Consider the following 13228-nt stretch of genomic DNA (forward strand, 5'->3'; position numbering starts at 1 on the left):
GCTCATAATGATTTAGTTTTTGGTTTGATATTTAATAGATATAGACCGCTATGGAGTAATTGTTAGCGTATTCCCTTCAATCTTAAAATTTACCTGACTATAACTCAGGATCTTTAAATTGGTTGATAAACTAGCTCCCTTCTTAAGTTCACCTACGAATCGAAAATCAGGTATAGGCCCCTCAAAATTGACGTCGATATCATACCAACGGGCCAGTTGTCTCATTACACCTGGTAGATCTGCCTGGTTGAATTTAAAATAACCGTTTTTCCATGCAATTACGCTCTCTGTGTCTGTGGTGGAAATCACATCGAGCCTGCCATCTTTTTGTAACTGTGTTTGCTGTCCAGGTTGTAACACCCTGGTTTGCCCTGCGGCGGAGACTTTTACTGCGCCTGCCATTAATGTTGTCTGAACGCTCTTTTCATCTGGATAGGCCATTACATTGAAACTTGTGCCCAGTACATCTATTTGCATATCTGCAACTTTTACTACGAATGGTTTGGCAGCATTCTGTTGTACATCAAAATAGGCTTCTCCGGTTAGTTCCACTGTTCTGTTGTTCCCGGTAAACGCTGTCGGAAAGCGGAGCGAGGATAAGGCATTGAGCCATACCTGCGTTCCATCCGGCAAGGTTATCTGGAACTGGCCTCCACGTGGCGTGCTGATTTTATTGTATAAAACTTCATTGTTATTGCCTTCAGGACTATAGGTTAATTTGCCGCCTGCTGCTTTTAAAATAGAAGTCCCCCCTTGTTTTGCGATCTGCTTATTTCCCATACTATCCAGCGCGATGGTAGAACCATCTGCCAGCGTCAGGATTGCCTTATCTCCGCCGGGCATGATATCATGCACCTGTTGTACCAGGGCTGCTGGTTTAGGCTTGTAGTATGACTTCCATACATATGCTCCACCTGCTGCCAGTAGCAGTATAATTGCAGCTGCATGCCGCACCCAGCGTAAATTATTTTTCTTTGCCACTACCAGCTGTTGTTTTTCTTCAGCCTGGAATATGGCAGTCGTAATGGATGCAATGGTACTCATTGGCAGCTCCATTTCCGGCACTGTCTGGTGAGCCTGTTCTATTAACTGCCTGGCTTTCTCCTCATTTTCAGGCAGTCGCAGCAGGCGGGTCAGTTCAGCTACTTCTTCTTCAGTAGCCTGCTCACTCATGCATCGATGAAATAATTCCTCCAGACGGTTAATTGAATCCATTATTAATATTGACGCTTAAAAAATAAGTTTGGGGGGTATGGCTTAAAAAAATTTTTTTAAAAGGCCAGACAGATAATAATCATCAGGATGTCCAGGTTGGCCAGGCAAAATGCCCGGATGTTTTTCATGGCCTGTTCCAGGTTAGATTTCACTGTTTCCGGGGAGATGTTCATAGCCGCAGCGGCTGCATCTCTTTTCATCCCTTCTTTTTTAATAAGTATATAGGTTTGCTGCTGCCGCTCTGGTAGGCGGCGGATAGCCTTTTCCAGCAGGCCGGCATATTCCCGGTCCTGTACTACTTCTTCTGTTGCATTCACTGCAGGTGGCCGCTCTTCCAGGTCTGTAGCGCTGATGCTCAGTACATCCCTTTGTTGCTGCCGGAGTGCACTGTAGATCATATTTGTTGAAACAGTATGCAGAAAAGCCGGAAAGTTCACGACATCTACAAGCATTGTCCTTTTCAGCCAGATCTTCAAAAATACATCCTGCACAATCTCTTCAGAGAGGGGAACAGACCTTGTGAGCCTGTATGCCACGCTATATACAATCTTAGAATATTGGGAGACCAAAACTGCAAATGCAGTCTGATCACCTGCTGCGATGCGCTGGAAGAAGACGGTATCCAAATGTGGCCTTGTCATGTTTTGGTTGAAACTGGTATCTGCCCCACCCATGCGATTGAATAGTGTTAGTAAACCGAATAAATATACAAAAATCCGGTTATCATCAAAGTGATACCATTCGTCATTATGGCAAAAGCCCTTAGAAAAATGCGGATGCATTTTTCTAAGGGCTTTTACATTTATAGTGGCTTTAGTACAATTTCGGCGCTGCATTCAGCATTGGGAAATCGCGCTGATGCCAGTAAGGATATACAGGCGGTACCTCGCTCACCTTATCCAGCCGCTTTACCTGGTCCAGGGTCAGGTTCCAGCCTACTGCTCCAAAATTCTGTTTCAGCTGTTCTTCATTTCTGGCACCGATGATAATATTGGAAACTGTGGGCCTTTGCAGCAACCAGTTTATAGCTACCTGTGCTACCGTTTTCTCTACTTCTTTGGCGATGGCTTCCAGCTCGTCGATGATGTTGTAAAACACTTCGTCGGCGATTGCAGATGCCGGAATTGGGCTACCCCCCTGTGCCACCCTTGCATCGGCAGGGGCAGGCTGGTTACGGCGGTATTTACCACTCAATCTGCCAGCTGCCAGCGGGCTCCATACAATAGTACCCACATGCTGGTCGATACCCAGGGGCATCAGTTCCCACTCAAAATCCCTGTTCACCAGTGAATAATATGCCTGATGTGCGATGTACTTAGACCAGCCATATCTTTCAGAAACCGACAGAGATTTCATGAGGTGCCAGCCGGAAAAATTGGAACAGGCAATGTAACGCACCTTACCACTCTGCACCAGCGTATTCAGGGCATTCAACGTCTCTTCTACTGGCGTATTGGCATCAAAACCATGCAGGTGATATACATCGATATAATCGGTGCCCAGTCTCTTCAGACTTGCTTCTGCGCTCTTAATGAGATTAAAACGGGAAGAACCATAATCGTTCACCCCTTCACCCAGCGGGAAAGTGGCTTTTGTAGATATCAATACCTGGTCGCGCAGACCTTTCAGGGCCTTGCCCAGTATTTCTTCAGCAGCTCCTGCTGAATACACATTGGCCGTGTCAAAAAAATTGACACCCGCCTCTAAACAGATATCTACCAGGCGACGCGCTTCTTCTACCTGCGTGCTACCCCATGCTTTAAAAAATTCATTGCCACCACCAAAGGTCGCTGTCCCAAAACTCAATACGGGTACTCTTAATCCTGATCCTCCTAATTGTCTGTATTCCATGGTTTCAAAACTTTTGTCTATGCATAAATTTAACACCCCTGCATAGAAAAACCTGTTTACTATCTAGTTAAATAGTAAATAGAAAAGCCAGCAATTTGCATTGCTGGCTTCTTATCCCGAATAATTATTGCAGACTATTCTTCGTCATCTTCATCATCACCATATTCATCTTCATCCAGCCATTCCAGGTAAGCATAATACCAGCTTTCCAGTTCATCCAGTAACTCCTCTTTTTTAGCCGGATCGTTTTTGAAGAAGTCTTCTACATTGTCTATCTCATGTACGATGTCGATGTATGCACTTTCTTCATCTTCTTCCACACGTTTTGCAAAGAACCGGGGCTGCTCTGTATGGAAGATATATTCGTTATCAGGATCCGTTACTGGATCATCTGCGATCATAAACTTGGGTAACTTAGCCATAGTGATTTTATTTTTTTTGATGATGTAAAACAAATGTATTGTAAATATATCATTCAGCGAAAAGGCATCCGTCATTACCAACCTAATCCATTACAGCCCAGCTCATCCGCTTGTGTACTGGCATCAAAATTGGAATAATTCCCTGTATAAAAACCTGATATTATGAAACCGAAAACAATACGTGCAGGTATAGTGGCTATGGCCATTAGTACTGCTGCATTGCTCGGCAGCCATGCAACCCTGGCTCAGGGTATAGACAGTACTGCAAAGAAAGTGGGTAATAAGACCGCTTCTATTGCTGTAAAAGGCGCCAGTAAGATCACTGACAAGACCTATAAAGGCAAGGTAGGTCCAGGGGGCCAGACTGTCTATATCGATAAAAAAGATAAGAAATACTATGTAGATAATAAAGGTAAAAAAGTATACCTGAAACCATCTGAAATCAGGGACAAGAAAGATTAAATAAAAAGGCTGATCTCTGCGAGATCAGCCTTTTTATTTATTAACTTAATTCACTCAATTCTAACCAGCGCAGCCCCTTTTCATCCAGTAAGCCGATGACCTCTCCTACACGGCGTGCCATCGGTTCCAGCTCCGCATAAGGCACATTGCCTGCTGCCATTTTTTCGTCCAGTGCTGCTTTCTCTTTTTCCAGGTCCGCAATTTCTTTTTCCAGCAGTTCCATTTCACGCTTTTCTTTGAAAGACATCTTGCGAGCGGGTGCAGCTGCCGGGGCAGCAGTGGCCGGTGCTGGCGCAGGTTTCTGCTCAATAGCTTCTTTTTCTCTTTCCGGCTTTTCCTTTTCCCACTCACGATACTGGGTATAGTTGCCCGGGAAGTCACGCACCACTCCTTGTCCTTCAAATACAAACAGGTGGTCTACCAGTTTATCCATGAAATAACGGTCATGGCTCACGATGATCAGGCATCCCTGGAAGTCCAGCAGGAAGTCTTCCAATATGCTCAGCGTAGGCAGATCCAGGTCATTTGTAGGCTCGTCCAGTACCAGGAAGTTTGGATTACGGAAGAGTATGCTCAATAAGTGTAATCTCCTTTTTTCACCACCACTTAGCTTGGAGATGTAGGTATACTGTTTCTCTGGTGGGAACAGGAATAACTGCAGGAACTGGGCGGCACTTACCTTTGTACCATCTGCCAGCGGAAAGTTCTCGGCGATATTCTTCACGAATTCAATCACCCGCATATCTTCCTTTATAACCAGGCCCCGCTGATCGTAGTTTCCAAATACAATTGTTTCGCCGGTATTGATCTTTCCGGAATCAGGTTGTTCCAGTCCCAGCAACATGTTGAGGAATGTGGATTTCCCCACCCCGTTTTTGCCTACCACACCTACGCGTTCTCCTCTCTTAAAAGTATAATCAAAGCCTTTCAGGATCTGTAAATCGCCGTAAGCCTTGTAGACTTTTTTCATTTCAATGATCTTGCCCCCCAGTCGGGTCATCTTCACATTCAGCTCCAGCTGCTGTTTTTCCAGCCTTACACTGGCTTTTTCCTTTACTTCGGCAAATGCATCTATACGTGATTTAGACTTGGTAGTACGGGCTTTAGGCTGCTTGCGCATCCATTCCAGTTCTTTGCGGAAAACGTTGCGAGCCTTTTCCACACTGGATTTGTTCATTTCTTCACGGATCGCTTTCTTTTCGAGATAGTTCTCGTAATCTCCTTTATAGATGAACAGCTGCTGCTGATCCAGTTCCATGATTTCATTACACACACTATCCAGGAAGTAGCGGTCGTGGGTAACGAGCAACAGAGTTACTTTTTCCTGGTCCAGGTAGTTTTCCAGCCACTCAATCATGCCTACATCCAGGTGGTTGGTAGGTTCATCCATAATGAGCAGGGTATGCCTGTGCTCAAAGCCGATATCGATCAGTACCCGGGCCAGCGCCACTCTCTTTACCTGGCCACCGGAAAGGCTGCCCATCAGCTGTTCCATATGGTGAATATTCAGCTTACCGAGAATCTGCTTTACCTTGGAGTCAAAGTGCCATGCATTCAGCTCATCCATACGCTCAATGGCCTTGGTGAGCTTATCCAGGTCCGGCTCCTCTCCTTCTTCGGTCAGCATTTCATAGTCCCTGATAGCAGATAGCACAGGATGGTTCTGTGAGAATATATGGCGGGAGATGGTTTCTTCGGGATTGAAAGCATTTTGCTGTTCCAGCATGACTACTGTTACGTCTTTGTGTATCCATACAGTGCCTGCATCCGGAGTTTCCTGGCCGCACAGAATGCGGAGCAGGGTGGATTTGCCGGTACCATTCAGCGCCACCAGGGCGATCTTGTCACCTTCTTCGATATGGAAAGAAATATCTTTAAATAAGGGGCCTGCGCCGTAGGACTTAGTAAGCCCTTCTACTGTAACATAATGCATGGGGCGAAGTTATAAAAAAACCCCGGGCGGCCGGCCCGGGGTTTATAAAGATATTACTGTTATAATTTAAAAATCGTAATAAAGCTGCCTGAAGCTGGCTCTCAGCCCGAAATTAAATATCAGCTCACTCTTCGTATACTGATCGTTCTTTTCCCGACGGGCAGTTACAGAAGCTTCCAGTCGCAGGTTGTATTTGGGGTTCAGCAGGTAAGCTACTGTACCCTGTACATTGGTGAGGGTTGTTTTCAGGCCCTGCCCTATGTGGTTACCAAAGTCTTCTGCACGGGTATTATAAGACTCAAAAATGTTTTTCCCATAATTGATTCCCGCAGAATCCAAACCATACTTCGCATATGTAATTTGTCCACGCAGGAAGAAACGTTTGTACCGGTAGTCCGCAATATTGACCCACTCCACGAAGTTTGCACCCAGCGGATGTGCCAATGGCTGGTTATAATGACCATAGTTATTGAGCGTGGTACGCTGAGAATAAGTATATGGACGGGCAGCATTCACCTCTGTCAGGCCATTCAGGTTTGGTACCTTAAACAGGTTATTGGAACGGAAACCGAGCTGACCGCCAAATTTATTGGCCCACCAACCGGTACCGCTGGTCATTTCTTTTAACACGAATTCATCCAGAATGAACTGACCATATAAGGTACTATTTGCAGAAGGTGCATACTTGAGGTTGAGACCCAAAAGCGCATTATCAGGAGAACCTACTGAGAATTCTACCGGGCGAAGGAAAACGATTGGGTTCAGGTAACTGGCATCAAACCCTCTTTTGCCGGTAGAATCAGAGTCCTGCCATATCACCGCTTCAAACAATCCAATGGAAACCTTTTTGCTTACATTCCAGTCCAGGTAATTAAATACGCCCCATTTCTTCCTATAACCATTATCATAAGAGGCTTTAGGATATTGCATATCTACGAACTGTGCCCACATAGTCGTATACTGTACACGGCCCAGGTTAGCAATAATTTTCAGGAATGGATAATTGAACGAAGCGTCAGACAATAACATAGAACGATAACCATCGCCTATAAAATTCTTGTCGTAACCCAGCTGGAAATCAAAATGACGACCTGCTTTATAATCTATGAGCGCTGATGAATAAGCGAAATCAAATGCATTTGTATTAAATGCTTTCCATTGTCCCTGTCCGGGTACAATTTTATTTTCCCGGCCATATTCATCGATATAGGCTGCAAATTTTCCCTGATTTTCGTAGAACTCGGTTCTGAATGTGAGATTCTTTCCAATAGTACCACCGGCTATTACACCCCGGGTATTCAACCATGTTGTACCATTTACACTGCTGTGGCCTACCTGAAAATCCGGGAGGAAACTTGCATAAAAAGTATAGTCGTCCTCTTTTACTTCCAGCAGGTGCTCTCTAAACAACTTGCGATACAGCCAGCTCTGCTTTCGGGTTGTATCTCCTTTTGGAAGATCAAACGAAGGCTCCAGACTGTAGTCCCGCAGAGAAGAATGATATCCCAGGCTATCTGCTGAGTTTTGATAAAAACCCAGTGAATACTGCCGCCCGATACTTTGAGCGTGCACAGACACAGATGCTGCCAACCCGCAGCATAGCAGGAGTACTGATGAGGTAAAACACGATTTGAACATAGAAAAGAATTAGCTTGCCAGCCACAAATATATCTCCTTTTACATGAAAACCAGACCAGCGTACATTAAAAGGCCATTATAAATGGCTGATCTTATTCTGTATCCGGAGCTGTTCTGTCACACGTTTAATTTCCTGTTCTGCTGTTTTAGGGTAAATCAGCAATACATTTCCATCATCGACTACAATGAAGTCTTTCAGACCACGAATCACTGCCAGCTTATCTTTAGGGATATGAATGATACAATCTGAGGTATCTTCCAGCTGACCATCTCCACCAGAAAAAACATTATTGCTGTCATCCTGTTTTTCAGCTACCATGAACAGGGAAGCCCAGGTACCAAGGTCACTCCATCCAAACTCAACAGGCATCGTGTATACATTCTCCGCTTTTTCCATTACGGCATAATCTATGGATATATTGGGCGACTGTGGATAATACTGATCAATGAATGCCTGTTCCTGAGCTGTATTATATGCACCCGCCCCCTTACTGAAAAGATCATACAATTCAGGGGTGAGCTGCTTAATAGCATTGAGTATGGATTGCGCCTTCCAGATGAAGATCCCTGCATTCCATACATAATCGCCACTGTTCAGAAATTCAAGTGCTTTGGACAGGACTGGTTTTTCTGTAAATTTTACAACCTTGTGAATATTCTCTTCTCCATTCTCTGCAAACTTGATATAACCATAACCGGTATCAGGTCTGGTAGGGGTAATCCCAAGTGTTAATAATATATCTTTTTCAGCTACGACATTTAATGCCTGCTGAATTTTTGCAAGGAAGATTTCCTCCCTGAGAATAAAATGATCAGAAGGAGCAATGACCATAGAGGCATTTGCATCCTTTGCTAATATTTTAAATGCAGCATATGCAATACCCGGTGCTGTGTTGTTTCGGGAAGGTTCACAAAGGATATTGTTGGCTGACACTTCGGGCAACTGTTCCAGGATGAGTCCTTTATAGGCAGTATTGGTGACTACGTATATATTCTCAGCGGGTATGATTTTATTAAACCGTTCATAGGTCAGTTGCAACAATGACTTGCCTATGCCCAGGATATCAATGAACTGTTTGGGATAGTTATTTCTACTTTTAGGCCAGAAGCGACTTCCTACGCCACCAGCCATAATAAAAACATAATTGTGGTTATTCATAACTAATTTTTCCAATGAGTATTTTTTACCTGCCCGTATACTGAACGGATACCGTCTTCCAATTGGATGCTGGCTTTCCATCCCAATCCGGTCAGTTTACTTACATCCATCAGTTTACGCGGCGTACCATCCGGTTTGCTGGAATCAAAGGTGAGCGTGCCTTCATAGCCTACAATTTTCTTGATCATCAGCGCCAGATCACCAATACTGATATCCACACCGGTACCTATATTCACCAGCCCTTCTTCATTATAATGCTGCATTACATGAAAACATGCATCAGCCATATCATCTGCATGCAGGAACTCACGTAGTGGTGTGCCGGTACCCCAAATCACGACTTCCGGTGCATTGTTGATCTTTGCCTCATGGAATTTGCGCAGCAATGCGGGTAATACATGTGAGGTATTCAGATCGTAGTTATCGTTAGGGCCATACAGGTTAGTAGGCATTACAGAAATAAAGTTACACCCGTATTGTGCCCTGTATGCATCACACATTTTGATACCTGCTATCTTGGCAATAGCGTAAGGTTCATTAGTCGGTTCCAACAGACCGGTTAGCAGGTAATCCTCCTTCAATGGCTGTGGAGCCAGTTTTGGGTATATACATGAAGACCCCAGGAACATCAGTTTCTTCACACCCACCAGGTAGGCATTATGAATGATATTGTTCTGGATCATCAGATTTTCATAAATAAATTGCCCCCTATATGTGTTATTTGCAACAATACCACCCACTTTAGCAGCAGCCAGAAATACCACATCAGGTTTCTCTTCAGCAAAAAATTTGGCTGTAGCCTGCTGATCACGCAAATCCAGCTCTTTTGAAGTTCTGACAATGATATTGCGGAACCCAGCATTTTCAAGCCTTCTCACTATGGCAGAGCCAACCATTCCACGGTGGCCTGCCACATATATTTTATCAGTCGTTTGCATGGAATTTATTCAAATTGATTTAAAACTTTGTAGCCTGCATCTTTCAGTAACTTCTCACGTCTGAATAGTTCGAGATCTGCTTCCACCATTTCTTTCACCAGTGCTGCCAAGTCATATTTTGGTTTCCAGCCCAATTGCTTTTGTGACTTGGAAGGATCACCAATCAGCAAATCTACCTCTGTAGGGCGGAAATAACGAGGATCAATTGCCACTACTTCCTGACCTATTTCTACACCCGTTACATCTGCTGCCTTACTTTTTACAAATGCTCTTTCATTCACACCGGTACCTTTGAACTCAAGTTCTATACCTGCTTCTGCAAAAGCCATTTTAATAAAATCTCTTACCGGAGTAGTAATACCCGTTGCAATTACATAATCTTCAGCTTTATCCTGCTGCAGGATCAGCCACATCGCTTCTACGTAGTCTTTTGCATGACCCCAGTCACGCTTTGCATCCAGGTTACCCATGAACAGTTTATCCTGCATACCCAATGCGATTTTAGCGACCCCTCTTGTAATCTTGCGGGTTACAAAGGTCTCACCTCTCAGCGGGCTCTCATGGTTAAACAGGATCCCATTACATGCATACATATTGTAAGCTTCCCTATAGTTTACTGTGATCCAGTAAGCATACATCTTGGCCACCGCGTATGGTGAACGGGGATAGAAAGGCGTTCTTTCAGACTGGGGAACCTCCTGTACCAGACCATATAACTCGGAAGTAGAAGCCTGATATATTTTTGTTTTCTGGGTGAGTCCTAATAAGCGAACAGCTTCCAGGATCCTCAGTGTACCAATACCGTCCGCATTGGCAGTATATTCAGGTGTTTCAAAACTCACCTGAACGTGGCTCATGGCACCGAGGTTAAAGATTTCATCAGGTTGTACCTGCTGAACAATACGTATCAGGTTGGTAGAATCTGTCAGATCACCATAATGAAGCTGCAAGCTAACTTTATTCTCATGGGGGTCCTGGTAAAGATGGTCTATACGATCAGTGTTGAAAAGTGAACTACGGCGCTTGATACCGTGCACTTCGTACCCTTTCTTCAATAGTAATTCAGTCAGATATGCACCATCTTGACCAGTAATACCTGTAATAAGTGCTTTTTTCATTATTAGGCTAATTTATATGCTTGATTTTCAAAATTACAATTTAATGTGCTACCGTCTTCAATACGTTCATAACCTTCTGCTCATAACATTGCAGGGTATAATACCTGCTCATGAGCTCCCGGGCATTTTTCCCTATATGGGCGTATTTGTCCCGGTTCCGGAATATTTCATTGATCTTGTCAGCTATCTCATCCGGGGTCTCAGCCAGCAGCAGATGTTTATTATCTTCTGCATGCATAATGGGCTTTGCAGCCAGTTGATTTGTCAATACGACCTGGCCAAGCGCCATTGCCTCCAGTACCTTGTTCTGCAATCCGGCCCCCGTTTGCATGGGTGCCACGGACAAAAACGATGAAGCGATGATCAGGTAGGGGTCTTCCACAAATCCCGTCACCTCCAGGTTTTTATAGTTCAAAGATAGGCTCAATATCTCATTTGACGGCCTTGCCCCTACGACTATGAATTTAATACCCTCGTCCAGCTTACTCAATACATTCTTCGCGAACCATACTACCGTGTCCACATTGGGCTGGTAATCCATCTTGCCAAAGAAAGTAATGGCATTTGCATATTGCCTGTCATACTGGTTGTATGAAAACAGGTGGTCGTCTACCCCAAATGGTACGTAATGTACGCTGCCCTTATCTTTCCAATAATGATATTCTGATTCATTCACAAACAAGGTTGCTCCAAACTGTGCTATGCACTTCTGCTCAAAGGCAAACAGCCGGTTCACTTCCAGCCTGTAAATTGTTTTCCAGAACAGGGACGAAACATTGTTAATAGAACGCTTATAATTTATTGCAAGTGAATCATTTATATCCAACACCCTGGGGCTGCCGGTATTTACATATTTCGCTGTTCTGATAAGATTCGCTATCACAATATCAGCTTGCCCCTGCAGGCCATTGACGTACTTTTGCACTTCCCTGAAGTAATAGTAGGATACCTGTATAGGTTCCCTACCCAGTATGCCGACCAGTGCATTGAGATAGAACCGCCATTTAGGGAAAAGAAATACCCTGCAACTATTTGTATAACGTTGCATAAACTCCACTGATGCTTCATCAGGCTTTTCTTCTGTAATCACGACCAGATCTAAGGCATAATACCTGCTCAATATCCTGATGAGATTATAGTTTTTTACTCTATCACCTCCTACCGGAGGATACGGCAGCTTGGATATCAGCAGCAGGCATCTTGGTTTTCTGTCAGCTGTCATTGTTTATTAGCTCTGTTTCTTAAAAACGGTATATTGCTTCTATCCGATCCATCACCATTTCTTTACGGTAGATATCCAGTGAAGGATATTCAACCTTGTGAGGATGGAGATATATTTTTTCCATCATTTCTTTCAGCCCTGCAGCATCCCGCTTACCGAACAGGTGTAACTTTTCACCATGTCTGTGGTGAAGTTCCAGGTTCGTTGGGATGTCAGATGCGATGATCGGTATGTTGAAATACATGGCTTCCACTACAGGTTTCCCAAATCCTTCATAAAGTGATGGGAATACAAATGCCAGTGCCCCGGCATACAATTGCATCATTTCACTTTCTTCCACATAATTCCTGTACACAATGGCGCTGCAACTATTTATCTCCTTTTCAATATCTTCAAATCCATACCCGGGTTTTCCGACCAGTATCAGTTTCACATCGCTGTGCTGTGCACTGAATTCTCTGAAAGCGCGGCATAGCATTTCAAGATTCTTCCGCTTCTCCAGTACGCCCACATATAAAAAATAAGGGCCTTCCTCTGTATGCTGATCACTATTGCGGAATGATGTGACGCTATCCCTGATAACGGTTGGCATCACAACAATTTTATGCTGCTGCTCCGGAAACTGTGCCGCCAGTTCATTCTTCACTGCCATCGAAGGCACACATACACGATCTGCATACAACATAGAATTACTGATCGTACGGGTGGCATAAGCCCGGTATACAGGCGGGAATGTTTCCGGCAGATAATAAGGTGACAGGTCATGAATTGTCACCATAGTCTTTGCACGATGTTTTCTCGCCGGCATGAAAAAGTTAGTATAATGAATAAGATCGTAACGATTGCTACCAGTATACCTGCCCGCAAAATATTTTATGTACAAAAGCCGCTTCACAGCATCGGGTGCCTTCATAAAAAAGGCAGGATATGCAGGCTTTGATACTTCATGCCCCAGCGCCTGAACCATCTCAATCTGTTCTACTGTATACCAGCCAATACCGGTGATCTTCTTTTTTACAGTAGAAAGTCCGTCATCTACAAATATTCTCAATGTTTAAGCCAGTTTTCCTGTGATAAAATTCACGTATACCTTAGCCCTTGCCCCCCAGCTGTTCTTCTCATAAAATGCATCCGGTACTTTGGCACGCTGTGTCTTTGCCTTTGCTACTGCGCTAATAAAATCATTCGCATTGTTATTATCAAAAAATGTAGCATTGGGATAATCTTGTAGTACCCGCACCACTTCTCCTACCTTACTGGCCACTACCGG

At 44.1% G+C, this 13228-nt stretch carries 13 protein-coding genes; 1 reads left to right on the top strand and 12 read right to left on the bottom strand.

Annotated features, from left to right (window positions below):
- Positions 1 to 48: 48 nt before the first annotated feature.
- The 4 genes from ABDW16_RS23780 to ABDW16_RS23795 all read right to left on the bottom strand — a co-directional run bounded on the left by ABDW16_RS23780 (position 49) and on the right by ABDW16_RS23795 (position 3488).
- Positions 49 to 1173, bottom strand: coding sequence for a FecR domain-containing protein (locus tag ABDW16_RS23780; RefSeq protein WP_343673232.1), 1125 nt, complete (start codon positions 1171 to 1173; stop codon positions 49 to 51).
- 98 nt (positions 1174 to 1271) lie between these two features.
- A complete protein-coding gene (locus ABDW16_RS23785) occupies positions 1272 to 1856 on the bottom strand; it encodes a sigma-70 family RNA polymerase sigma factor (protein ID WP_343673233.1) in 585 nt (194 codons plus the stop codon).
- Between the two features lie 172 nt (positions 1857 to 2028).
- Entirely contained in the window at positions 2029 to 3066 is a 1038-nt protein-coding gene (locus ABDW16_RS23790; protein WP_343673234.1) for an aldo/keto reductase, read from the bottom strand.
- Between the two features lie 134 nt (positions 3067 to 3200).
- Positions 3201 to 3488 carry a hypothetical protein gene (locus ABDW16_RS23795; RefSeq protein WP_343673236.1) on the bottom strand — a complete coding sequence of 96 codons (288 nt, stop codon included), beginning with the start codon at positions 3486 to 3488 and terminating at the stop codon, positions 3201 to 3203.
- A gap of 162 nt (positions 3489 to 3650) precedes the next feature.
- Here ABDW16_RS23795 and ABDW16_RS23800 point away from each other — a divergent pair, with 162 nt between their 5' ends.
- On the top strand, positions 3651 to 3950 hold the full coding sequence (locus ABDW16_RS23800) for a hypothetical protein (RefSeq protein ID WP_343673238.1): 300 nt from the start codon (positions 3651 to 3653) through the stop codon (positions 3948 to 3950).
- A 40-nt stretch (positions 3951 to 3990) separates the two neighbouring features.
- On the opposite strand, the gene ABDW16_RS23805 is transcribed toward ABDW16_RS23800, so the two are convergent.
- The 8 genes from ABDW16_RS23805 to ABDW16_RS23840 all read right to left on the bottom strand — a co-directional run.
- Positions 3991 to 5883, bottom strand: a complete 1893-nt coding sequence (locus ABDW16_RS23805) for an ABC-F family ATP-binding cassette domain-containing protein (protein ID WP_343673239.1) — start codon at positions 5881 to 5883, stop codon at positions 3991 to 3993.
- A gap of 66 nt (positions 5884 to 5949) precedes the next feature.
- Positions 5950 to 7521 (bottom strand): hypothetical protein, encoded by a 1572-nt coding sequence (locus ABDW16_RS23810; RefSeq protein WP_343673240.1) that lies wholly within the window; start codon positions 7519 to 7521, stop codon positions 5950 to 5952.
- A 76-nt stretch (positions 7522 to 7597) separates the two neighbouring features.
- Positions 7598 to 8680 carry a mannose-1-phosphate guanylyltransferase gene (locus ABDW16_RS23815; protein ID WP_343673242.1) on the bottom strand — a complete coding sequence of 361 codons (1083 nt, stop codon included), beginning with the start codon at positions 8678 to 8680 and terminating at the stop codon, positions 7598 to 7600.
- A gap of 2 nt (positions 8681 to 8682) precedes the next feature.
- Positions 8683 to 9618 carry a GDP-L-fucose synthase gene (locus ABDW16_RS23820; RefSeq protein ID WP_343673243.1) on the bottom strand — a complete coding sequence of 312 codons (936 nt, stop codon included), beginning with the start codon at positions 9616 to 9618 and terminating at the stop codon, positions 8683 to 8685.
- Between the two features lie 5 nt (positions 9619 to 9623).
- A complete protein-coding gene (gene gmd, locus ABDW16_RS23825) occupies positions 9624 to 10736 on the bottom strand; it encodes a GDP-mannose 4,6-dehydratase (RefSeq protein WP_343673245.1) in 1113 nt (370 codons plus the stop codon).
- A gap of 40 nt (positions 10737 to 10776) precedes the next feature.
- On the bottom strand, positions 10777 to 11958 hold the full coding sequence (locus ABDW16_RS23830) for a glycosyltransferase (protein ID WP_343673247.1): 1182 nt from the start codon (positions 11956 to 11958) through the stop codon (positions 10777 to 10779).
- A gap of 19 nt (positions 11959 to 11977) precedes the next feature.
- Positions 11978 to 13009, bottom strand: a complete 1032-nt coding sequence (locus ABDW16_RS23835) for a glycosyltransferase family 1 protein (protein WP_343673248.1) — start codon at positions 13007 to 13009, stop codon at positions 11978 to 11980.
- Positions 13010 to 13012: 3 nt separating this feature from the next.
- Positions 13013 to 13228: hypothetical protein (locus ABDW16_RS23840; protein WP_343673249.1), on the bottom strand; the 216-nt coding region annotated here is incomplete at its 5' end.

The organism is Chitinophaga sp., from assembly GCF_039596135.1.
GTDB lineage: Bacteria > Bacteroidota > Bacteroidia > Chitinophagales > Chitinophagaceae > Chitinophaga.